22 protein-coding genes are annotated in these 24345 nt (G+C 39.5%); 14 read left to right on the plus strand and 8 right to left on the minus strand.

The window, feature by feature from the left end; genetic code table 11:
* Positions 1-835: S24 family peptidase (locus PLE33_04430; protein ID HPS60488.1), on the plus strand; the 835-nt coding region annotated here is incomplete at its 5' end.
* 328 nt (positions 836-1163) lie between these two features.
* Here the strand turns inward: PLE33_04430 and ftsY are convergent.
* The gene (ftsY, locus tag PLE33_04435; protein ID HPS60489.1) at positions 1164-2093 is read right to left on the minus strand and encodes a signal recognition particle-docking protein FtsY; all 930 of its coding nucleotides are present in this window, start codon (positions 2091-2093) and stop codon (positions 1164-1166) included.
* Between the two features lie 139 nt (positions 2094-2232).
* Between ftsY and PLE33_04440 the strand changes: the two genes are divergently transcribed.
* From PLE33_04440 to PLE33_04475, 8 genes are all read left to right on the plus strand, one after another.
* The gene (locus PLE33_04440; GenBank protein ID HPS60490.1) at positions 2233-2856 is read left to right on the plus strand and encodes a hypothetical protein; all 624 of its coding nucleotides are present in this window, start codon (positions 2233-2235) and stop codon (positions 2854-2856) included.
* Entirely contained in the window at positions 2846-3472 is a 627-nt protein-coding gene (trmB, locus tag PLE33_04445; protein ID HPS60491.1) for a tRNA (guanosine(46)-N7)-methyltransferase TrmB, read from the plus strand. Before PLE33_04440 ends, trmB begins: the two co-directional genes overlap by 11 nt.
* Before the next feature lie 11 nt (positions 3473-3483).
* On the plus strand, positions 3484-5175 hold the full coding sequence (locus PLE33_04450) for an HD domain-containing phosphohydrolase (GenBank protein HPS60492.1): 1692 nt from the start codon (positions 3484-3486) through the stop codon (positions 5173-5175).
* Positions 5172-6134, plus strand: coding sequence for a tRNA dihydrouridine synthase DusB (dusB, locus tag PLE33_04455; protein ID HPS60493.1), 963 nt, complete (start codon positions 5172-5174; stop codon positions 6132-6134). The genes PLE33_04450 and dusB overlap by 4 nt, the downstream gene beginning before the upstream one ends.
* Before the next feature lie 154 nt (positions 6135-6288).
* Positions 6289-6957 carry a 7-cyano-7-deazaguanine synthase QueC gene (gene queC / locus PLE33_04460; GenBank protein ID HPS60494.1) on the plus strand — a complete coding sequence of 223 codons (669 nt, stop codon included), beginning with the start codon at positions 6289-6291 and terminating at the stop codon, positions 6955-6957.
* Positions 6958-6974: 17 nt separating this feature from the next.
* A complete protein-coding gene (locus PLE33_04465; GenBank protein HPS60495.1) occupies positions 6975-7952 on the plus strand; it encodes an asparaginase in 978 nt (325 codons plus the stop codon).
* A complete protein-coding gene (locus PLE33_04470; protein HPS60496.1) occupies positions 7949-9034 on the plus strand; it encodes a glycosyltransferase family 4 protein in 1086 nt (361 codons plus the stop codon). Before PLE33_04465 ends, PLE33_04470 begins: the two co-directional genes overlap by 4 nt.
* Positions 8992-10245, plus strand: a complete 1254-nt coding sequence (locus PLE33_04475; GenBank protein HPS60497.1) for a glycosyl transferase — start codon at positions 8992-8994, stop codon at positions 10243-10245. Before PLE33_04470 ends, PLE33_04475 begins: the two co-directional genes overlap by 43 nt.
* Positions 10246-10780: 535 nt before the next feature.
* Here PLE33_04475 and PLE33_04480 read toward each other — a convergent pair.
* The 7 genes from PLE33_04480 to fusA form a co-directional block, all read right to left on the minus strand.
* On the minus strand, positions 10781-11233 hold the full coding sequence (locus PLE33_04480) for a hypothetical protein (GenBank protein ID HPS60498.1): 453 nt from the start codon (positions 11231-11233) through the stop codon (positions 10781-10783).
* Positions 11234-11255: 22 nt separating this feature from the next.
* Positions 11256-11885 (minus strand): PASTA domain-containing protein, encoded by a 630-nt coding sequence (locus PLE33_04485; protein HPS60499.1) that lies wholly within the window; start codon positions 11883-11885, stop codon positions 11256-11258.
* Entirely contained in the window at positions 11848-13164 is a 1317-nt protein-coding gene (gene rsmB / locus PLE33_04490) for a 16S rRNA (cytosine(967)-C(5))-methyltransferase RsmB (GenBank protein ID HPS60500.1), read from the minus strand. The genes PLE33_04485 and rsmB overlap by 38 nt, the downstream gene beginning before the upstream one ends.
* Positions 13161-13760, minus strand: coding sequence for a Holliday junction branch migration protein RuvA (ruvA, locus tag PLE33_04495; GenBank protein HPS60501.1), 600 nt, complete (start codon positions 13758-13760; stop codon positions 13161-13163). Before ruvA ends, rsmB begins: the two co-directional genes overlap by 4 nt.
* Complete coding sequence (gene ruvC, locus PLE33_04500; GenBank protein ID HPS60502.1) at positions 13757-14236, minus strand: crossover junction endodeoxyribonuclease RuvC; 480 nt, start codon at positions 14234-14236, stop codon at positions 13757-13759. Before ruvC ends, ruvA begins: the two co-directional genes overlap by 4 nt.
* Positions 14237-14244: 8 nt before the next feature.
* On the minus strand, positions 14245-14997 hold the full coding sequence (locus PLE33_04505; protein ID HPS60503.1) for a YebC/PmpR family DNA-binding transcriptional regulator: 753 nt from the start codon (positions 14995-14997) through the stop codon (positions 14245-14247).
* A 200-nt stretch (positions 14998-15197) separates the two neighbouring features.
* Positions 15198-17255 (minus strand): elongation factor G, encoded by a 2058-nt coding sequence (fusA, locus tag PLE33_04510; GenBank protein HPS60504.1) that lies wholly within the window; start codon positions 17253-17255, stop codon positions 15198-15200.
* A 551-nt stretch (positions 17256-17806) separates the two neighbouring features.
* On the opposite strand from fusA, the gene hydF reads away from it, so the two are divergent.
* The 5 genes from hydF to PLE33_04535 are packed head-to-tail and all read left to right on the plus strand — an operon-like array spanning position 17807 to position 24230.
* Entirely contained in the window at positions 17807-19027 is a 1221-nt protein-coding gene (hydF, locus tag PLE33_04515) for a [FeFe] hydrogenase H-cluster maturation GTPase HydF (protein HPS60505.1), read from the plus strand.
* Entirely contained in the window at positions 19024-19815 is a 792-nt protein-coding gene (locus tag PLE33_04520) for a nitrilase-related carbon-nitrogen hydrolase (GenBank protein HPS60506.1), read from the plus strand. Before hydF ends, PLE33_04520 begins: the two co-directional genes overlap by 4 nt.
* Positions 19812-21815: an NAD-dependent DNA ligase LigA gene (ligA, locus tag PLE33_04525; protein ID HPS60507.1), complete on the plus strand. Its 2004-nt coding sequence runs from the start codon at positions 19812-19814 to the stop codon at positions 21813-21815. The genes PLE33_04520 and ligA overlap by 4 nt, the downstream gene beginning before the upstream one ends.
* Positions 21812-23140, plus strand: coding sequence for an LptF/LptG family permease (locus PLE33_04530; protein HPS60508.1), 1329 nt, complete (start codon positions 21812-21814; stop codon positions 23138-23140). Before ligA ends, PLE33_04530 begins: the two co-directional genes overlap by 4 nt.
* A gap of 1 nt (position 23141) precedes the next feature.
* Positions 23142-24230 carry an LptF/LptG family permease gene (locus PLE33_04535; GenBank protein ID HPS60509.1) on the plus strand — a complete coding sequence of 363 codons (1089 nt, stop codon included), beginning with the start codon at positions 23142-23144 and terminating at the stop codon, positions 24228-24230.
* Positions 24231-24345 lie beyond the last annotated feature (115 nt).

The following is a 24345-nucleotide window of genomic DNA, read 5'->3' on the forward strand; positions in this document are numbered from 1 at the left end:
TGCAGCAGAATGGCATCTGGAACTAATCTTGCAGCCATGCGGATATAGTCAATGCCAAAGTTACTGTATGGAGACCATGATGAATAAACCGACTATCGGACAACGCCTTAGCTTGGTAATTAAGGCAATGCGACTCAAGGATTACCAGTTTGCCAATAAGTATGGCATCTCCCGTGCCTCGCTTTCTCGCTACAAACTGAACGAGAGATACCCTGATCCAGAGTTCTTGGAATCCCTCTCCAAAGATCAGATCAACCTCCACTGGCTCTTTACGGGAAACGGCTCCATGTATGCCAAAGACGAGTTTCAAGAGCTCATCCAGTCCAATCAGACGCCCATTATGCAAACCAATACAGATAACTCAACCCCTTCAATAGTATCTCCAATCCTGCATCCAATAACCGATCAGGACTTCGATCCAGCTAGATCTATCACCTTTCCCATAGTGGGTGAGATAGCTGCCGGACCTCCCATGGAGATCAAGGACGAGTGGAGTCAGATGGGTCAGATTCAGTTGCCAGTCTCATTCCTGCCCGGCAACCCCAAGCAATATACTGTCTTTCAAGTAAATGGACAGAGCATGGAGCCTGTGATCCAGCATCAGGACATCGTGGTCATCAAGAGCGATCTAAGCTGGGAAAATGCCGATGGCAAAATTGCAGTTGTAAGGACTGACGATGGTCTCACCATCAAGAAGGTGCAGATCGACCACCACAGGCAACAGATTATCCTCCAACCATTTAATATAGACTACCCGGTTCTTGTTTTAGACTCAGATTGGAATTACGGAGCTTTCCTGATCGGCACAATCGCACTCCAATTGCGCTTTTTCTAATTTCAAAGTTCCATTTTCCCAACTGCTCTTTCCAAAGCCTGTCCAAACGCCTCGCTAATTTGCAGTAATAGTGTCAGCAAACAGTCCAAAAACGTCCAAATAGGCGCTTGGACATTTCCAAAGCCAGTCCATCGTATCTCGCCACCAATCAAAGCCTTATCCCCACTTTCCCCTTGTGTCACTTCTTGCAGCTTTGGGTGTCAGTTTATAGCTGCACTTGTTTTTTATCTGCATTGGATTTTTAACCCCGCTGGCAAAGCATAAAAAATGGTCTTTGCCTTCAAGATATGATATAAATTGATAGAGTTCTCTTCCGTGCTTAAAAAAACTATTCTTCAAAAAACGCTTTCACAAAAGGCACTGCTTTAAAAGGCATCAAATCCTCTATGCCTTCACCCACGCCTAAAAGTTTGACCGGTAATTTCAAGTTATGTTTCAGATTAAAGATAATTCCCCCTTTGGAAGTTCCATCATATTTGGTAAGAGCAATTCCGGTTAATTTTATTGCTTTGTCAAAATTATTTGCCTGGGAAACGGCATTTTGTCCTGTTGTGGCATCCACTACTAAAATCGTTTCGTGAGGTGCATCGGAAACAAGTTTCTTGATAGTTCTATCAATTTTACTAAGTTCTTTCATCAAGTTCTCTTTAGTATGCTGCCTGCCTGCTGTATCAATTAAAACAATGTCATAACCACGAGCCAGAGCTGAATTTACTCCATCATAAATAATCGCTGCCGGATCGCTATCCGGTTGAGAACGAACGATGGAAACTCCGGCGCGATCAGCCCAAATAGCTATTTGTTCAATAGCGGCAGCCCGAAAAGTATCTCCAGCCACAATTAAGACCTTTTTCCCCATTTTCGAAAATTTATATGCAACTTTCCCGATGGTTGTGGTTTTTCCTGTTCCATTCACCCCTGCAAAAACAATGATATAAGGTTTAATATCAGGAACAGTAAAGAAATCGGGAGCGTCCTCATTCTCGGCGAGTAAAATATCTCTCATTACATCGGTTAAGTATATTTGTGCAATTTCCGGGTCGTTAACTTTATCCTTTTTCAATTGTTCTTTAAAGCGCGTAAGAATGATATCCGTCATTTCAATTCCGGTATCGCAGCGAAGCAAAATTTCTTCTATTTCATTAAACATTTCGTCATCAATTACTTTGCGTTTTTTAACTGTCTCCGATATTTTCCCGATAAAACTGCTATTGGCTTTAGAGAGTTTTTCTTTCAGGTTTTTCATTATGTTTAGCATTTTTGGTCTCCATTTTCAAATATTCTATTGACATTCTAAGCAAGTGTGTTAAATTTGTATTTAGGGGTTGGAAGTCAATAAAAATTTGTTTCTGACCGGTTCTAAATACTGTTCAGAGAATAAAAACGAAGGTTTTTGAATGGCACGCACGAAAATATTACCAAGGTATTTTTTACTGTTGTTATTTCCGATAATAGCAGCAGTTTTAGGGGGTTTGCTATATTCGGGAAGTTATATGGCATACACTAATAATAAAGGAATAACAGACATTAGTCAGGCAGAGATAAATTTAGCTCTCAGCTTCTTTATTGGAATTTTAGCTATTGCCTACTATTGTTTCTCTAAGAACATCTTATTAGGTTTACAAATCTTTATCCCCCTTTTATACGGTCTTTTAATGTTACTGCGCTTTAAAACGGAGCTCAGCTTGGTCTTGCTTTTTTTGCTCAATTTGGCTTGCGGTTTTTTGTTGTGGCTTATTTTACGCTATACCTATTTAGCCAAAACCCTAATCCGATTGCGCACTTTAATCTTTTCTTTTACTTCAGCTTTTGTTTTTGCTATCTATTTAAAACTATTGATGGCATTAATCAAGCAGCCCAATGCCGAAAATACTTTTAGGGATTTATTCCTTAATGCTTTAGTATTATTTATTTTCATCGGAGTGGGCATTTCTCTGGCTATATTAATTATAACGCGCAAGGATATTAAAGATATGGCTATAGCAAAAAAGGACAATGTAGAAGAAAACGATGATTTCTGACAGAGATTTCTTTGTCCTTTCGCTGCAGGTTAATGATCAGGGCAAATATCAATGCTTAAATCCTCATAACCTGTTTCCTAAGTCCAATCCTCTCTATTTGGAAATTGGATGTGGTAAAGGCGAATTTATTTCCCGCTATTCTATCTTACATCCGGAATATAATTTTATCGGTTTGGAATCCGCAGATAAAAGAATTAACAATACTTTGAAAAAATTGAACCCGGAGCAAAATTCCAATGTCCGTCTCTTGCGTTATTATGTAGATTCCTCAATTTCTCAGCTCTTTCCTGCAGAATCAGTTTCAGGTATTTTTATTCAATATCCCGATCCCTGGCCCAAAAGAAAACATCACCGTCGCCGCCTTATTCAACAGGATTTTTTAAGCTCTCTGGCAATCATCTTAAAGCCCATGGCACAGATACAAATTACTACCGATAATAGTGATTATGCCACTTGGATCGTGGAAGAATTTTTGGCTCATCCCAGTTTTATTTCTGTTTTTGAAAATCTATTACTTAATCAATCTCCCTTTAGGGAACATATTACCACTTGGTATGAATCCGAACAAAGGCGACAAGGTTTTGAACCCCAATATATGTTATTTAAACGAATTTAGGAGTAAGCACAATGAATTACATTTTCAGCTCCAATTATCAAATCAACAAAATGCTCAATAATGTGGTAGAAAGTATCACAAACCTGGCGGAAGAACAATTATTGCATATTCAACGCTTAACCCGTATAGGCGAATCCCTTTCTTCAGAGACAGACCTGGATAAAATCTTTGATATGATTCTGGAAGAGGGAATTTCCTTTACCCGAGCAGATGCTGCTACTATTTATATGGTTAATCAGGATGCAACCCAGCTTCATTTTGAAATTGTTTATAATGCAACTTTAAACTTGCGCAAGGGAGGAACTCGGGGACCCGTAAACTGGAAAAGTATTGACCTTTACGATGAAGAACACAAACCGGTAGATAACAAAATTGTTACTAATGTCTATCATCACAAACAGGGTTTATATTTTGACGATGTTTATGAAGCTGAAGGTTATGATGTTAGCGGCACTATTAAAACCGATAAAGAAAATAACTACCGCTGCAAATCTATGCTGACTATACCTTTAAAAAACCATGAAGATACTGTTTTAGGCGTGATTCAATTTATCAATGCTATGGATACGGAAGGAAACATTATTTCTTTTACCGATGAGCATAAGGCAATGCTTTCTTCCCTTGCTTCTCAAGCAGCAATCGCCCTATCCAATAAGAAACTGATTGAAAGCTTGGAAGAACTATTGAATCAATTTATTCGTTCTATTGCCGGTGCTATTGAAAGAAAATCCAAATATTCTTCCAATCATATTACCCGGGTAGCTTTGCTAACTGAAATGCTGGCTAATAAAATCAATGAAGCCGGGGACAATTATTTTCAGGGACGCAAATTCAGTGAAAACGAACTGAAAGAGATTTCTATGGCTGGTTGGATGCACGATGTAGGTAAAATTGTTACCCCTGAAGCAATTATGGATAAAAGCACAAAACTGGAAACAATTTGCGACCGCATTGAACTGATAAAATTGCGTTTGGAAAAAATGGAATTATTGCTTAAATACCTGCAAACCCAATTAACCGAATATAACTTTGCTGCATTTGTGCACAATAATATAGACAGTGAAATGGAACCTGCAGATTTTAAGAACTATTTCGCTGATATTATCAATTTCCTGGTTAAACTGAACGAAGGAAAAGAATTTGTGGACCAGGCAGACCTGATACGGGTAGAAAAAATCAGTAACATTAACTTTGAATACGAAGGAAATCATTACTTCGTATTTACCGAAAATGAAAAGAAAAATATGATGATTCCAGGCAGAGGAACTTTAACCACTGAAGAAATGAAAATTATGCAAGACCATGTTGCTATCACCTGGGAAATGCTTTCCAAACTTTCGTTCCCCAAAAAGTATGAAAATGTAGCTTTCTATGCTTCTACCCATCATGAAGCCCTTAATGGAAAGGGCTATCCCAATGGTTACAAAGCGGAAAATTTACCGTTACAATCACGCATTTTGGCTGTAGCAGATATTTTTGAGGCATTAACCGCTACTGACAGACCCTATAAACCGGCTAAAACCTTAAGCGAATCCTTAACTATTATGGGCTTTATGGTTAAAGACGGTCATCTGGATAAAAATCTGGTTGATTTCTTTATGGATAGCGGACTTTATAAAGAATATGCTGAACGCTATATGGATAAGAAATATATTGATGAGGTTAATATTGAATCCATTAAAGCTAAATACGCCAATAAATGACCCTTAACCTATTTACCCAACCCCTTCTTTTTTTAGCTCCTCTGGCTGGTTACACCGATTCTGCCTTCCGCCAAATATGTAAAAACTGGGGAGCAGAAGTTTTATGTAGCGAAATGGTCAGCGCTGATGGTTTGATAAGGGATTCCGCCAAAACTTTGCAATATGTTGATTTTGAAGAAACCGAACACCCTTTTGGCATTCAAATCTTTGGCAGTAAACCTTTAGTTATGGCAAAAGCCGCTGCTGCATTAATACCTTATAAGCCGGATTTCATTGATATCAATATGGGCTGCCCTGTAAAAAAAGTTGTTCGTAAAGGAGCAGGTTCTGCTTTGATGCAAACCCCTGCTCTGGCATCACAAATTGTTATGGAAACAAAAATCGCGCTGCAAGGTATTATCCCTCTTAGCGTTAAATTCCGTAGCGGATGGGATTTTCAAAATCAGAACTACCTGGATTTTGGTTTGCTGCTGCAAGATAGCGGAGCTGATTTTCTTTGCCTGCATCCCCGAACAGCGCATCAAATGTATTCTGGTTCAAGTAATTGGGAACAAATTGCAATCCTGAAACAAAAGGTGCAAATTCCAGTAATCGGAAATGGCGATATCAAGTCCCCGGAAGATGCTTTACAAATGCTAACTGAAACAAAATGCAACGGAATAATGATTGGTAGAGCTGCCTTAGGAAAGCCCTGGCTTTTTGCTCAATGCCGAGAACTGATTTCTAAAGGAACCTATCATCCCGTTACCCGACAAGAAATCGTCAAAACCATTTTTAACCACATAGATAAAGCTTTGCTCTATAAACCGGAAAAGGTTGTTGTGCGCGAATTGCGTTCCCGGCTTTGTTTTTACACCAAAGGAATTTTAGGAAGTTCAGAATTGCGCAATAAAATCAATCATACCGATAGTATCACAGAACTGAAGGCAATTATTCAATCAGGTTTTTCTCTGCTATAAGCATAACCCGGATTAATCAGGGTTAAACCCTCTGACCGGAATTCTAATTTATCTATACAAAACTGTGGTAAATGGGTGAGCTATCTAAATCTGCACTTGACACAAAGCGCATTTACTATAGAATAGTATAAATTTCATAAACAGGATATTATTTATGGCTCGGTCAATTGTCTTATTAAGCGGAGGAATGGATTCTTTGGTTACAGCTGCTTATGCAGTTGCCGAAGGTGATAATGTCTATTTTCTGCATTTTAATTACGGTCAGCTAACCGAAAAGAAGGAACTATCTTGTTTTTCAAAGCTGGTAGATTACTATCAACCTGTGCAAGCTAAAACAATTAACTATCCCTGGTTAAAGGAAATTGGCGGCTCTGCTTTAACTAATGGCAATCTGTCTGTTCCTACCGGTGAAATTGCAGCTAACAAGATTCCCTGCACCTATGTTCCTTTTCGTAATGCTATTTTTCTTAGTGCTGCAGTTGCCTGGGCAGAAGTGATAAATGCTACAAAGATATATATTGGAGCAGTGGAAGAAGATAGTTCCGGTTATCCTGATTGCCGGGAGGTTTTTTTTAAGGCATTTGCGAAAGTGATTGCTACCGGAACAAAAGGCGAAATTCCGATAGCTATAATAACCCCCGTTTTGCATCATAGCAAGGCAGAAATTGTGCAGTTGGGAACTGAACTGAAAGCTCCTTTTCATCTATCCTGGAGCTGCTATACTGATAATGATATTGCCTGCGGTGTTTGCGAAAGCTGTCTCTTGCGTAAAAAGGCATTTCAACAGGCAGGAATAAGCGATCCTATTCCCTATCGTAACTAAATGGAAAAAGAGAAATTATGAGTAAAAACATCCTTATTATTCTTACCGGCGGCACAATTTCAATGAAGGCAACTGACCCTGCCGGAGTTATTCCCAGCCCCGAATTTGGTAATTTCCTGAGGCAGTTTCCTCAGCTTGATAGTGTTGCCAATGTAGAAGTGATGGACTATTTAAATATCCCCAGTCCCTATATGACACCTGAAATGATGTTTGAACTGGCTGAATTGATAGACCTGAAAATAATTGATTATGATGGCGTTGTTGTCACTCACGGAACGGACACTTTGGAAGAATCCGCTTTCTTATGTGATTTGGTTTTAACTACCCGCAAACCCGTTATTTTTACTGCGGCAATGCGTTCCGGCAACGAAATCGGTTTGGACGGTCCACGGAATATAATTGGCAGCGTTCGCGTTGCCAGTCATCCGGAATCTATGGATAAAGGCGTTCTGGTTGTGATGAATGATGAGATTCACACAGCTCGCGATGTGGTAAAAGCCGATACCGGCAAACTTGATGCCTTTGTTTCTCCCGGATATGGTCCTATCGGTTATGTTGACCCCGATACCATTATTTATCATCGGGTTTCGCTATATCGGGAAAATGTTTGGACGGAACAATTGGATACCAGAGTAGAATTGATTAAAGCCGTAGCCGGAATGGATGGTAAATTTATTCGCTGTTGCCTGGAAAAAGGAGTGAAAGCAATTGTTATTGAAGCATTCGGACGCGGCAATTTACCGAATACAATTATTCCTGATCTTGAAGCAGCAATCGCTAAGAATGTATTGGTGGTAATAACTTCCAGAACCTATACCGGAAGAGTTTTGCCTGAATACGGTTATGAAGGTGGAGGAAAGCATCTGGAATCAATTGGTTGCATTCTTGCAGGAGATATGAAAGGTGTTAAAGCCCGACTGAAATTGATGGCTCTTTTTGGAAAATATCAGGATTGCGATATAGTGAAGCGCTTTTTTAAACAGAGTTTACTATGAAAATTGCTATGTTGGGTCCCGCTCCACCCTTCAGAGGGGGAATTTCCCTTTTTGCCATCTCGCTTGCCAGAGCTTATAAGGATTTGGGGCATACAGTAGAGTTCTTTAATTTTAAACAGCAATATCCGCAGTTGCTTTTTCCGGGCAAAGGACAGTATGACAAGGCACTTTCCCCAAATGAATTTGTCAATCACCGAACCCTGGTTCCCTGGCTGCCCAAGACCTGGAAAGAAACCGTCCACCAAATAAAGCTATACATGCCGGAAATAATCATCGTTTCGTGGTTTTTACCTTATTTTGCTCCGGCATACGGATATATTTTAAGACATCTGTCAAATACAAAAATAATAATTCTGGCACATAATATTACCTCCCACGAAAGTTGGTTCGGCGAAAAACAATTCCTGCAATATGTTTTTAAGCCCGCAACTAAAATAGTTACCCTAAGTAAAGCTACCCTTGATGAATTGCATCATAAATTACCGCTTTATATCTCTAAAAAAGGGGTGTTGGGTTATCATCCCTGCTACGATATGTATAATGACTTTTCCACCAATTCCCGGAAAGAAAATACCCTACTTTTTTTCGGTTTGATAAAACCCTATAAAGGTCTGGATGTTTTGCTGCAGGCATTGCCGGAAGTGATAAATTCTTTTCCCGATGTTAAATTAATTATAGCTGGCGAGGTGTATGGTAAAAGCTCTATCTATACTGAACTGATTCAAAAATTGGGACTTGAGAATAATGTGGATTGCCATTTCCATTATATCAGCGACCCTGAGATTTCGCATTTTTATAATAGCTCCTGTTTGTGTGTTTTACCTTATAAAAGTGCTTCTCAAAGCGGAGTGATAGCTACTTCCTATAGTTTTGGAGTTCCTGTTTTAGCAAGTAATGTAGGTGGCTTGGGAGAGTATGTTATTGAAGGTAAAACCGGTTATCTTGTTCCTCCTGATAATCCTTCCGCTCTGGCTGAGGCAATAATTAATCACTTACAAAATAAGCCGGATATGAACCAGGCAATTGATGAATACACAAAATGTTATTCCTGGAAGGGTTTGGCGGAATTGCTGATGAAATGAAAATTTTACTTATTACCTATTACTTTCCTCCTTGCGGAGGGGCAGCTGTTCAAAGATGGCTGCGTTTTATTCGTATTCTTACCAAAAAAGGGGTGCAATTAAAGGTAATAACTACTCTGGATGGAGATTATCCTTATCGGGATGAGAGCTTGCTGTCTGAAATACCTCCTTCCGTTCAGGTTTACCGCAGTAAGCCCTTTAGCTTTAGTAAATTGTGGAGTTTTCTGGGACAAAAGGAATTACCTTACGGCTCTCTTCAAAATAAAGAAAACGATAGCATACTAAAGAAAATTCTGTATTGGCTGCGTTTGAACTTCATTGTTCCCGATATGCGTATTGGTTGGAATCCCGCAGCTTATATAAGTGCCCTTAGGGTGTTACGCCAGGATAAATTTGATTATATAATTACCACCGGTCCTCCCCATTCCACGCATCTTGTGGGGTGGAAACTAAAAAAACGCTATGGCATTCAGTGGAGAACGGATTTTCGTGACCCGATGGCAGAAATATATTATCTGAAACTAAATCCGCCCTGCCGTTTCACTATGGCTTTGCATCGGTATCTGGAAAAGAAGATTATCCAGAGTGCAGACCTGAATTATATTGTAAGTGAAGGCATTGCCTCTGCCCTACCGGCAGGAAAACAAGAAGTTCTCTATAATGGCTTTGACCCTGAGGACTTTGCAGATATAAGCTATCAAAGGAAAGACATATTTCGGGTTAAATATGTAGGTCAACTTACCGCCGGACAAGATGCCAGTCCTTTGCTGATAGCACTTTCCCGGTTGCAATTACCCTTGCTAAAATTCATTCTTATCGGTACCAGAGATTTTCCTGCAACTGCTTTCCCCGTTCAGAAAATACCTTTTTTACCACATAAAGAAGCACTCCGAGAATTGGTGAACGCTGAGCTTTTAGTGTTGTTTATCAATAATTACGAAGGCAACGAAGGTATGCTAACTACCAAACTCTTTGAATATATTGGTGCGCGCACACCTATTCTATGTATTTCAGAGCCCAAGGGAGAGGCATATAAACTAATTTGCCAAACAGAAAGCGGATTTGTAAGTAATAACCCGGAAGCAATAGCAGATTACATTAGCAGCTTATATAACAGGTTTCTGAAGGGAGAAAATTTACGCACCAAGGGGGATATCTCTTTTTTAGAGGTTAACAATCAGGTGCAAACTTTGCTTTCTCCAATAAGATAAAAATTACCACCCGGCTTGGGTAACAGTGTAACTATTGTGAACGATAAGATGTCATTCCTCCGGATTTAGAAAGCCCTAAACTAATTCAGCCCGGGGTTTTCATCACTTGTTAACCTTTAACCTGCTAACTCGTTAACCTGTTTCTTATGAACGACAAGATGTCGTTCTTCCGGATTAAGAAAGCCCCCGAACTAATTCGGCGGGGGTTTTCATCACTTGTTAACCTTTAACCTGCTAACTCGTTAACCTGTTTCTTGTGAACGACAAGATGTCGTTCCTCCGGATTAAGAAAGCCCCGAACTAATTCGGCGGGGGTTTTCATCACTTGTTAACCTTTAACCAGCTAACTCGTTAACTTGTTTCTTATGAACGACAAGATGTCGTTCTTCCGGATTTAGAAAGCCCCGAACTAATTCAGCTCGGGGTTTCATCACTTGTTAACCTTTAACCTGCTAACTCGTTAACTTGTTTCTTATGAACGACAAGATGTCGTTCTTCCGGATTTGGGTAGCCGGAGGGTATCGTTTTACTTATTTTAGAAGATTGCTTTAACCAGAATTTCCGGCTCCAAGCGATAAGGAGAACCCTTTCCTTCAAAGAAATGGTGCGCTTCAATCAGATGAATATCCATAGCGCTCCATCTCACTGTTAAGTTATTTTTCCTGTTAGTTAAAGTCGTCACATATTTGCGATAAAGTCCGCCATGTCCATAAGGGCAGGTTAAAGTCCCTTTGCTGGTATCGGTATGAACTTCGTAAGTATCATCTATAACAACCGTATTGTTATAGGCATCAAAAGATGCGTTGGAAAAGTATTTCATCCTGTCGGTAATTTCTTTTACACTGCGATGCAGGCGTTTTAATTCCTGTTCATCGGTAGCAATAATTTCCGCAAGAGGACGTTCATCATTACCCAAAAAGCCCGTTATGGTAAGGGCTCCGGGCATCATTCGCGAGCGAATTTTTACTTCTTTAAGTGTTTCATTCATTGTGCTTTCCTATCCTATGTCTTTAATAATATATTGGTAAATTATAATTTAGAGTATCTGGAACAGGTTCCGATCCTTTACTTAAGATTAATTTAACTGTAGATTTCTTCAAGGTTTTCTCTCCGGCAGAAGGAATACTGCGAATAACAGTATTCACCGGATAGATATCCGAATAGGTGGAATCCACCACACTACAGTGCAAATCCAAATTCCTTAAAACAATAAACGCTTCTTGAAAGGGCTTGCCAATCAGCGAAGGCAGGGTTACTGTAGATGAGCCCTTACTGATAACAAGATAAACAGTTCCATCCTGTCTCAATTTCTCACCTGCCAAGGGACTTTGTTCCAAAACAACTTCTGCAGCTGCCACATCGCTGAACAGAGAATCTTGAACTATTACATGCAATTTCTCTTCCTGCAATATCTTTTTTGCTTGCATAAGAGGCATTCCCGTTACCGAAGGAACTTCCACTTTAGGAGTGCGACCTAAAAAAAGCGGAAAGAGCACTTGGCTGAATATAAATGCTGTTACAATTATTGTTCCAATTCCGATACCAATTATATAACCGATCCTTTTAGTTCCGGTTTGCTGTTTGGCTAAAACGCGATTTTTCTTATTTCCTGCGTTGTAATTTGGCTGCAAAGGCACCATCCATATTATGCTTGAAGGGAATTGTTTTTAGAAATCCGTCGCTGGTATATCTTTCAGGAATAAAATCCGCTGCCGGAATTAGCGTGAAATTTTTATTCTTCTTTAAGAAAGCAGCAATCTGCTCTTCGTTTTCTTTAGGGTTCATCGTGCAGGTTGAATAAACCAAAAAACCGGAGGGAGCGACAAAATTGGCTGCATAATCCAACGCCTTTTCCTGTAATTTTATCAGCTCGGGAATATTTTGATGTGCCTGCCAGCGGAGGTCTGATTTTCTACCAAAAACACCCCAACCGGAACAGGGAGCATCAACTAAAACTCGTTGAAAGGCAGGAGCCACGGGACCGTATTTAAAGGCATCCGTGATCACCATTTTTACATTAGTAAGCTGTAAACGGTCTGTTGCCTGTTTCAGCAGTTTCATCTTACTGGGAATTTTATCTACGGCAATAACTTCGCCGGTATTATTCAATTTTTCGGCAATGTAACTGCATTTACCTCCCGGAGCAGCAAAGAGATCTAAAATACTTTCCTCTTTTTGGGGATCAAGTAATTCTACAACCAGCGCCGCAGAAGTATCCTGCACCGAAAAATAACCTTCGGAGAAAGCTACATCAGCCAAAACTTCAGCTGCTTGAGGAGTATGAAACATCACAGGACTTGCCGGTGAAGGAGTAATTACAATATTTCGTTTGGCAAAATATGCTTTCAGCTTCTCAGGTGTAGTAGCCGTGTTATTTACCCTGATATGCAGTTCCGGATTCTCATTAAAAAACATAGCCAGGTATTCGGTATTTTCCTCACCCCATAAATTCAACCACTGCTGAATAAGTTCAGGAGCAAAGGAATGCTCATAGGCAATACGCAAAACAGGGTCTTGCGGATAATTCACTTCCGGATTGCGTAAATAACTTCTCAGCACGGCATTAACAAAATCAGCCACTTGCTCATTAAATAGATTTTTTGCCAGTTCCACCGTTTCATTAACTGCAGCATGTTCCGGAATGGAATTTAGATACATAAGTTGATACAGTCCTATATAGAGCAAGGTTTTAATTTTGATGTCCGTGCTTTCAAATTTCTTCTTATCTACATATTGCTGCAGGATGTAATCCAGTTTCAGATATAATTTGATAACCCCTTTCACCAGGTTGTAAAAGAGGGCTGGGTCTTCTCCCGCGTTTTTAAGTTTCCTGGCTCGTTGATGCAGTAAAGAATCTGAATATTCTTTATCTTTCAGCACTTTTAGAATGGTGGAATAAGCTTCGGAGCGAAAGTTCATTTGTTTTTCTGATAGAGGCGTTTAATAATTTCTTTAATTAGCTCTTCAGTATTCAAGCCACGCATAGATTCATCCAATAAAGACAATTCTTTGCGAATTTGTTGATGATTAAACCCAAGAGAAAGAAGCGCTGATTCCACTTCACTATTCACATCTCCTAAAGGCAAATCTTTCTGGTCTAAATGGCTAAGTAAAGTATGAACATCATCTTTCAGCTCTACAATCAACCTCTGTGCGGATTTTTTTCCGATGCCGGGAACCCTTGTCAGTAAAGCTTCTTCGCCAGAATTGACCGCTTTAATAAAGGTGTGAATGCTCAGCGTGGAAAGAATGGAAAGTGCAATTTTAGGACCTATTCCGCTAACCTTATTCAGCATTAAAAAAAGCTCTCTTTCCGCTTCCGTGGCGAAACCGAAAATGCGTATATCCTCCTGACTGATATGTAAATAAGTAAGCAATTTACAAGGTTTGCCCACAACGGGTAATACTTCATAAGTACTAATCGGAATTCTCAATTCCCAGCCAATGCCCATTGTTTCTATAATTGCCATCACAGGCGTTTTATGGATAAGGGTTCCGGATAGATATTGAATCATTTCAACCACTTCATTCTGTTATAATGACAGGTTGCCACTGCTAAAGCATCAAAAGCATCATCCCTTTTCGGACTTTCTTTCAAAGGGTAAAGCTGATTTATCATATAGCGCACTTGTTGTTTATTGGCATTACCGTTTCCACAAACGGATTTTTTTATTTCCCGGGGACTGTATTCTACAATTGGAATATCTTTCATTGCCAAAGCAAGCAATATTACGCCCCGCGCGTGACCAAGAGTAAAAACACTTCTCACCTGCCGATGAAAGAAAATGCTTTCTACGGCAGCTATTTCGGGTTGATACTCATTCAGGATGGCAATAATATTTTCATAAAGCGATTTTAGCCGCGTTGCCAATGTTTTTCCCCGGGTAACATCCAGGACATCACAACCGGCAGCAAGTACTTTTCTACCATCAATTTCAAGAAGACCATATCCGCAATAGCGGCTACCAGGATCAAAACCAATAATAATCACTTATTTATCTATGCTTGGGAAAGTTTCTCCATCACTTCGTCTGAGACCTCAAAATTGGCATAGACCTTTTGCACATCGTCAAGGTCTTCCAAGGAATCAATTAGACGCATAAGTTTTTCTGCAGTATCATCATCCACAGAGACAGTATTTTTGGGAATTCTGGTAAGCTCGGCATTATGGACGGGATAGCCCTCTTTTTCCAAATTGCCGATAACCGTGTGAAAATCGGATGGAGAGGTGTATATCTCAAAATTGTCATCAACTAACTCAACATCTTCAGCTCCAGCTTCCAATGCTACCATCATAAATTCATCTTCTTCCAAACCTGCAGCGGGAACAGTCATAAAACCTTTTTGTTCAAAATTCCAGGCAACCGCACCCGATTCTGCAAGGTTTCCCCCATATTTAGTAAAAGTATGCCGCAATTCAGAAACAATTCGTTTTTTATTATCGGACATCACTTCCACAACTATTCCCACACCGTTATGCCCATAGCCCTCATAAATTACTTCTTCATAAGCAGCACCTTCAATTTCTCCGGTACCTCTTTTTATGGCACGTTCAATATTATCTTTGGGCATATTGTTTTCTTTGGCTGTGTTAATTGCGGTTCGTAACCGGGGATTCATATCCGGGTCTCCGCCTCCGGCTTTGGCTGCTAAAATAATTTCTTTCACCAGCCGCGTGAAGATTTGCCCTCTTTTAGCGTCGGCAGCACCTTTTTTGTGCTTTATGGAACTCCATTTATTATGTCCTGACATATAAACCTCTATTTTTCATTTATCACACTTTAAATAACCTTATGTTTAACAGTCCCATACTGTCAAGAAAAAAAGGAAAAACCGGAGGACTGATGTTCTCGTTTACCACTTCTTACGCTTTTTCCCGTTACTGCATATTTAGCGATAACGAAAAGCAGCGTTTTCTTTGGATAGCGGGAACACCATCCTTCCGCTTAAATTTATTCGTTGGTCTGGTCTTGCCAGGCAGCAATAACTTTCTGAGTAATATCCTCAGGCACTTTTTCGTAATGAGAGAATTTCTGGATAAAGCGACCCCGTCCCTGAGTGAATGATTTCAAGGCAGGATAATAGGCATACATTTCCGCTAAGGGCATTTGCGCTGTTAAATATTGTTTTTTCCCGCGCTGTTCCATACCCATAATTTTTCCTCTGCGAGTAGAAATATCGCCCATAACATCGCCCATATATTCACTTGGAACAATGATAATCAGTTCATGAATGGGTTCCAGCAGAATGGGCTTGGCTTTTTTGAAACCTTCTTTCAAAGCCATTGAGGATGCAATTTTAAAGGCAATTTCGGAACTATCCACTTCGTGATAGCTGCCATAGTAAACTTCCACAGAAATATCAACTACAGGGTAACCGGCAATAATGCCTTTTTCCATCGTTTCCCAAAGCCCTTTCTCAATGGCGGGAACATAATTGGAAGGTATCACTCCTCCGACGATGGAATTGATGAATTTAAACCCTTCCCCTCTTTCAGTAGGTTTAATCCGAAAATATACATCAGCATATTGACCGCGACCACCGGATTGCTTTTTATGCTTATAGTTAGATTCCGCATTAGCGGTAATTGTTTCTTTATAAGGAATCCGGGGTTCTTTCAGGAGAGCATCCACTTTATAACGGTTTTTCAGTTTTTTCAAGACCAGCTGCAACTGTTGTTCTCCCATTCCTGATAGAACATTTTCGTGGGTTTCAACATTTAATTCATAACGAATGGTAGGGTCTTCAGCAATCACTCTTTGCAAAACAGTGCCTATTTTATCTTCGTCGGATTGATTAACTGCTTTTAATGTTTGCCAGGTAGTGGGAGTGGGCAATTCAATTGGAACAACAGATAGTTTGGAACTGGTTGAAGTTATACTGTTCATTACCTTGGCATTTTTCAGTTTCAAAAGCGCTCCGATATCGCCTGCAGCTATTTCCGTGCAGTCATTTCTATTTTTTCCCAGCATATAATACATTGTTCCGGCTTTATCTTTAGCGTCTTTTTCGGGAATATAAAATTCCATACCCGATTTCAAAGCCCCGGAAAACATTCTTACATAAGCAAAATCGCCCATTCCAGGGTCTGCATAAAGCTTAAAAATATAGCCCAAAAGATCCCCTTCCGGGTTGCAGACAAAATTTGTTTTTTCATTATTGCTTAAGACCTCAATTGTATTGGCTTCAGCAGGGGAAGGAAGATAGTTTATAATGCCCTTTAATAAAGCTAAGACACCTTCTCCGGTTCCAGCAGAACAAACAAAAGCAGGAGATAACTCACCCCTTAAGATTCCTTTCTTAAGTCCGGTTATAAGTTTTTCTTCCGGCAATTCCATATTTTCCAGATATTCATTCAGCAGGTCTTCATCGGTTTCGGCAACAGCTTCCATTAATTGCATTCTTGCTTCTTCCATTTTATCCAGCATAGAAGCAGGAACTTCAGTTTCCATACCGGCTTTGATAGCTTTGCGTTTAATTACATCTACAACGCCTTCAAAAGCGCCTTCTTTACCAATTGGAATATGAATCTTCACCGGTTTCACATCGGTATTTTCTGCAATTACTTCCAGGGTTTTATCGTAATCGGAATGTTCATTATCCATTCTGTTTACAACTATAACGATACCCGTTTTCCGGTCTTCAATTTGTTCTAAAGCAAGCTCCAAACCTACTTCATAACCACCTGCGGCATTGGCTACAACTACTGCATTTTCAACCGCTGGTAAAGCTACAATTGCATCGCCAATAAAATCAGGACTCCCGGGGGCATCCAGAATATTTATCTTGTGCTCTAAATAATTTGTGTAACCAATAGATAAGCCCAAAGACATCCCTTTGGCAATTTCCTCCGGGTCAAAATCCATTGTAGTATTGCCCTCTTCAATTCTGCCTAAGCGATTTGATGCTTTCGTTAAATAAAATATTTGTTCTGCCAGAGTTGTTTTTCCTGAACCACTGGCACCAATGAACAAGAGATTGCGGATGTTTTTCATTTCGTATTCTTTCATTTCTTCCTCAGTTCGTTTTATATGTTTTTTTCTATTTTTCTATTACAGAGAGTCATCTTTTTTATATAGAGGATTTGCGTCAATGCCTTTTTTTATTGTTCACTCCTGCTGTGTTTTCCGTATCCTGCCAAGCTAAAGAAAAGCCCAAGAAAAAGCATAAGTATTAGAAAGCTAATATCCTCTTCCCCAACTTCTCACCCTTTCTTTCGTTACAATATAGTTCACGCTAACAAAAAAAATCAGGTTGCCCCGGAAAGACAGAAACCCCATCCTGATAACTAATAACTGCTAAGTTACATTGCGATTTTCCTTTCTCCTTAGAATTCCTAATTGCTTATCACTTAGTTACAGCTTAAACGACCCTTTAACGATTCTTTAACGATTCCTTAGCGCCGTTAAAGAAGCGTTAAAGAAACATTACTCCGTTACTAAATATTCAAGCAGGCAAGGTCTCCTGAAATTCCGATGGATTATGGCTAACAAAGAAAGCACTTGACTAATACTATATTTATTGATTTAAGGATTTGAAAGATTATTTAACGGAGTTATAAATGAGTAGCACCCCGCGCGGTGAACGCTTGAATATTGCCATAATCGGCAAACGCAATGCCGGTAAAAGCAGTTTGATAAATGCCCTGGTGGGTCAGGAAATTGCTATTGTTTCCGATGTTCCAGGCACAACTACAGACCCTGTTGATAAGCGTTATGAGCTTTTACCATTGGGTCCTGTAACTTTTTTTGACACTGCCGGTGTGGATGATAGCGGTGAATTGGGCAAAAAAAGGATTCAGGCAACCGAAAAAATACTCTATCGTGCTGATATTGCTATTTTTGTTTCGGACGGCAATGCATTCAATAACGCTGAACTGAAAATGATTACAAAGATTAGGGAAATGGAACTGCCACTCCTTGTTGTATTTAACAAAAAAGATATAATAACGGCAAATCCGGAAAACATTGCCTTCTGCCAAAATAATTCCCTGCCATATCTTAGCGTTTCTTCAGTAACCAAAGAGGGCATAAATGAAGGTAAGGAAAAGCTTATTCAGCTCTCTCCCAAGTATTTAAAAGAAAACAGAATTATTGCCGGAGACCTGGTAAAACCCGGAGATAGCGTAATTTTGGTAACCCCAATTGATTCTTCTGCTCCTAAAGGACGGCTGATATTACCTCAGGTTCAAACCTTGCGTGATTTGCTTGACCGGAATTGTCTCGTTACAGTTGTGCAGGAAACAGAGCTGAAATCTGCATTGGATAAGGTAAAAGAACCCCCTTCTCTGGTAATAACCGATTCCCAGGTAATAGAAACGGTGGCAAAAATTGTGCCTGAAGAAATTCCCTTAACCACTTTTTCCATCCTTTTTGCCCGCTATAAAGGAGAATTGGATATCCTGCTGGAAGGCATAAACCGCCTTAAAACACTTCAGGATGGTGATAAAATTTTGATTGCTGAGGCCTGCTCACATCATATTCAAAAAGACGATATCGGCAGAGTTAAAATACCGAACTGGATGCAAAAATTCAGTGAAAAAAACCTGTCTTTTGAGGTCTATGCGGGACACGATTTTCCTGAAAATCTGGAAGAATACGCTGTTTGTATCCATTGTGGCGGATGTATGATTACTCCGATGGAAATGAACAGAAAAATTATGGAATGCTATAGACGCGGTGTTCCCGTAACTAATTATGGAATGACAATTTCCTTACTGAAAGGTGTTTTAGACCGAACAATTAAGCCCCTGCTAAAAGCTAAGGAGAAACAGACGCAATGAAAATCTCGGCTTTGCAATTTGCCCCCCGTTTTCTGGATAAGGACTATAATCTACGAAAAATAAAGCAGTTGCTTGATAAACTGAAAACCGACCTGATTGTGTTACCCGAATTATGTAATAGCGGCTATGTTTTTGCTACTCCAGAAGAGGCCTTCTCCGTTGCTGAAGAGGCAGGAAAAGGGGAGACATATTTTACCCTAAGTGAAATAGCCAATCGTAATAACTGTAATATAGTTTATGGATATCCTGAACTTGATGGCAATAAGCTATTTAATTCCTGTATGTTAATTATGCCTGACGGCAGATTTTATAACTATCGTAAAACCCATCTTTTTAACCGGGAAAAGCTCTTTTTCAGTCCTGGAGATACGGGTTTCCAGGTCTTTAGTATTTTAGATAACATAAAAATCGGAATGATGATTTGCTTTGACTGGCAGTTTCCTGAGGCAGCCAGAACTCTTGCTCTTGCAGGAGCTCAAATAATTTGCCATCCGGCTAATTTAGTTCTGCCCTGGTGTCAACAGGCAATGAAAATCCGCTGTTTGGAAAATCGGGTATTTGCTGTTACTGCCAATCGTATAGGCACGGAATTAAATGCGGGAGAAAAAGTTAGCTTCACAGGACAAAGCCAAATATTAAATACTAAGGGTGAAGTTCTTTCCTCTCTATCAGTTAGCCAAGAAGGAACCATAACCGCGGAAATAAATTCTGAAGAAGCAAACAACAAAACCGTAACTGAACGCAATGATGCCTTTAAAGATAGAAGACCGGAGTTATATAACTTATGAATAACAGTGAATTAAAAGCCAAAATTGACCGCTTAAGAGCTGAAATTGAACATCATAATCAGCTCTATTATGCTCTTGCCAAACCTGAAATCAGTGATTTTGAATATGATATGCTGGTGAAGGAATTACAGGCATTGGAAGCACAATTTGCGGAAACTGAAACGGAAGAATCCCCTACTCAGAAAGTTGGCAGCGATTTAACTCCCGGCGCTAAAACCATTCCTCATAAAGTCCGTATGGCAAGTTTGGAAAATGCTTATTCTCTGGAAGAGGTTTTGGCTTTTATCAATCGGACAAATAACGATTTGGGTTATGCCAGCGAATACTGTGCAGAATTGAAAATTGATGGATTCAGCATCAATCTATATTACGAAAACGGAAATTTTGTTTATGCCACAACCCGGGGCGATGGCTTGGAAGGTGAAGATGTAACGGAAAATTTTCGTTTGCTTCCCGATATTCCTTTTACCATTGATTATCAGGGAGCTATTGAAATTAGAGGGGAAATATATATGCCGGTGCTGGCTTTCTTAGCCCTGAATGAATTCCGCCGGGAAAATGAACTGAAGACCTTTGCCAATCCGCGTAATGCTGCTGCCGGTTCCATTAAGCTGAAAAACATAGAAGAAGTGAAATCCCGTCATTTGAAGGCATTGTTTTACGCTTTGGGCTATTACGAATCTCCCTTGCTGTATAAAAACGAAGTTATTGATAAACAGACCCGGTTATTGGACTTTTTGGATGAGCTTGGTTTTCCTACCGGTAAAAGAACTTTATGCAAGAATTATAAAGAAGTAGAGGATTTTTGTCTGCAGACAGAACAGGAACGCTATACTATTCCTTATGATATTGATGGCATTGTAATTAAGGTAAATAATTTGGAAGACCAGAAAAAACTGGGTTGGACAGCTAAAAGTCCCAAATGGGCAATCGCTTATAAATTTAAACCGGAAGAAAAAGAAACCGTTTTGGAATCGGTTAGTTTTCAGGTTGGCAGAACCGGTGCAGTTACTCCTGTGGCAAATCTGAAACCGGTTTTAATTTCCGGCAGCACTGTATCTCATGCTACTTTACATAATGCGGATGAAATAAAACGGCTGGATTTACATTATGGCGATACGGTTTTAGTGGTTAAAAGCGGAGAAATTATTCCTAAAATCCTTGCCGTTAATGTCAGTAAGCGTCCCGTAAATTCCAAACCGGTTGAATTTCCTGCTACCTGTCCTGTTTGTAATTCACTTTTACAACGCGATGAAGATGGCAGTATAAACTACTGTCCCAATGCTAATTGCCCGGCTCAGATACAACGCAAACTGGAACATTTTGCCGCGCGTGAAGCAATGGATATTTATGGATTGGGCAGTTCTTTAATAGCGCGTTTGATAGAAACCGGTCAAATTCAATGGATACCTGATATTTATCATCTTGATTATCATAAAATTGCTGCGATGGAAAGAATGGGGAAAAAATCTGCTGAAAACCTGCAAAAAGCGATTGAGGCATCTAAAACCAGGAACTTTGACAGAGTCCTTTTTGCTCTTGGCATCAGACATATTGGTTTAATTACAGCTCGCACTCTGGCTCAACACTTTAAAAATATTGATGCTCTTATTGCTGCAAATGAAGAAGAACTCTTAAGCGTTCCTGATATTGGTTCCATAATTGCCCTGTCTATTATCGGTTTCTTTTCCCAAAAAAGCAATTTGCAATTGATTGATGCTTTGAAAGAAGTTGGCTTGCAATTTGCCTATTCCAGCACACAAAGTTCTGATAATTTAAGCGGAAAGACCTTTTTAATAACGGGAACTTTACCTTCCTACGGAAGAAAAGATATGGAGACCTTGATTATGGAACATGGGGGAAAAATCCTCAGTGGAGTTAGCAAACAGCTGAATTACCTGATAGTAGGTGAAAACCCCGGCTCCAAACTGGATAAAGCACGCCAACTGGGCATAGTTAAAATCATCAGTGAAGCGGAACTTTTGGAAATGCTGCAATGAAAATCTTAAAACGCTACCTCCTGAAAGAGCATATAGCACCTTTTTTAATTGCTCTGATGGTAGTTACCTTTGTCCTGCTGAGCGATAGAATTATAGATTTACTGAATCTGATAATTGAAAAGAAGCTGCCCTGGCAAACGGTTTTAGAGGTCTTTGGTCTTTCCCTGCCCTATATGTTGGCGCTTTCCATTCCAATGGCTGTGCTGGTAGCTACAATTCTTGCTTTTGGCAGAATGAGCGTGGATAGAGAAATTGTAGCTATTAAATCCAGCGGGATAAATGTTTATTCTTTAATCGGACCTTTGGTAATCGCTGCTGTGCTGTTAACCGGATTGATGGTGTATTTCAACCATTGGTTCTTGCCTGATACCAATCATAAATTAAAAAACCTGATGCTGAAAATTGCTTACTATAAACCGATGACAATTATCAAAGAAAAGGAATTTACTAACTTTATGGATTATACAATCTACGCCAGAGAAACAACTGATAGTTTGTTAACAGATGTATTAATCTATGATCGCAGCCAGTCACATTTCCCGCGAACTATATTTGCTAAAAGTGGAAATGTGGTTCAAAAAGATAATGGCAATTCTCTGCAAATAATTTTGAATGAAGGAGAAATGCATGAACGCAACGAAAAAGAAGTTGGTAAATATCAGAAAACTACCTTCAGTCGGTATATAATTAATGTCCGCAACTTGGGTAGCAATGTAGAAATGTTTGAAACCGGTTATAGAAGTGACCGGGAAATGACTTATAAACAGCTGATAACTGCTTTAGCTGATAATAAAAAAGAACTGGCAGCCAAATATAAGGAAATTGAAGAACTGGATAAGCGCATTGATTTGATGCAAAAAAGCTCTCCAGGTTTTATCCGAAATATGGAATTGCGTCGTTTACAGGCAATGCAAAAAATGGCAAGTGACCGAACTGCGGAACTGAAAGAACTGATAAATTCTCTCTTAGTGGAATACCATAAAAAGTTCTCGCTCTCCTTTGCCATCATAATCTTTATCCTGATTGGAATTCCTTTGGGTTTGATGACAAGAACAAGTGGAATAGGGATGTCTTTTTCGGTTTCCTCGGTAATTTTTCTGGTGTATTATATTGCCTTAAATGCCGGTGAACAATTTGCCGATAAGGGACTTATGCCTCCCTTTCTGTCTATGTGGTTAGCCAATATCATATTTTTAATTTTGGCTATTTTGCTTATTATCGGCTCTATTAAAGAAAAACGACTTTGGGATATGCCTACTCTGCTTTGGAAAATTAAACATTACCGGAATAGAAAAGCTCCTGTTCCCGATGAGATTGTGCACTAAGATGAAAATCCTGGATAAATACATCACTCGTGAATTTCTGCGCACTTATCTGATAATCTTCTTGTCTTTTGTGGCAATTTTTATCGTGATTGATGTAATTGACAATTTGCCTCGGTTAATTCGTAACGGGGCTACTGCTCAACAGGCAACTATATACTATTTGATGAGGTTACCTTATTTGCTTGTCTTAACTTCTCCGGTTACGGTTCTTTTAACCGGATTTTTTATGATGGGCGCTCTATCCAAACATAACGAAAGTATAGCTATCCGCGCAGCTGGAATTAGCATCAAAAGAGCTATGCTTCCCCTTTTTGGAATTGGTCTGATAATCAGCATCGGCATAGCTTTATTTGGAGAATATGTAGTTCCCTGGGCTGAAACCACTAAAAATTATGTTTATAATGTCCAAATTAAAGGGCAGCAGGCAGATGACCAAATGCTGAAAGCCAGAATCCATTATCAGGGTAAAGCTAACGATTTTTACTATTTCGGTTTCTTTGACGGCTATAAAAACAACCTGAAAATTATTGACCTCACTCGTATTGATTTTAAAACTAAACAAATAACTGAACATATAACTGCTGCCTCAGCGGATTGGAATGGCTCCCGCTGGATTTTGAGAGATTGTGATATTAGACGATTTGCTAATGGTAAACAGGTATTTATGGTTCATTATCCTCAAACCGATTTAGTTATTCTGGATGTTCAACCCCAGGATTTTATCCGAATTTCCCAAAAAACCCTTTCTCTCAATTTCTGGCAACTACGGGAATATATCGGTAGAATGAAAAAACTGGGAGATAATCCTGCCCGCGAAATCGTGGATTTAAATATGAAAATATCCTTTCCGCTTACCAATCTGATAGTTATCTTTTTCTTCATTCCCATTGCTACATCCAATATTCGCTCTAAAGGACGTGGCTGGATAATAATGCTCGGTTTGGTTGTCTGTTTTACCTATTTAATTGTGGTAAGGGTTTGCCAAAGCTTAGGTTACAACAGCATAATCAATCCTTTCTGGGCTGCCTGGTTTCCCAATCTTTTCTTTACTATCCTTGGTTTGGGCTTCCTTTACAAAGCTGAAATTTGATTGCCGGGGAAATTCCCTTGTGAATATCGTTACTTTAATTCGTAACTAAAAAACCTCTTGCTTGGTTTCCTCTTCTCAATTTTGCAAGTAAAAAAAAGCGGGAACGAATTCCCGC

Origin of the sequence: Candidatus Cloacimonas sp., assembly GCA_035403355.1 — a bacterium.
GTDB lineage: Bacteria > Cloacimonadota > Cloacimonadia > Cloacimonadales > Cloacimonadaceae > Cloacimonas.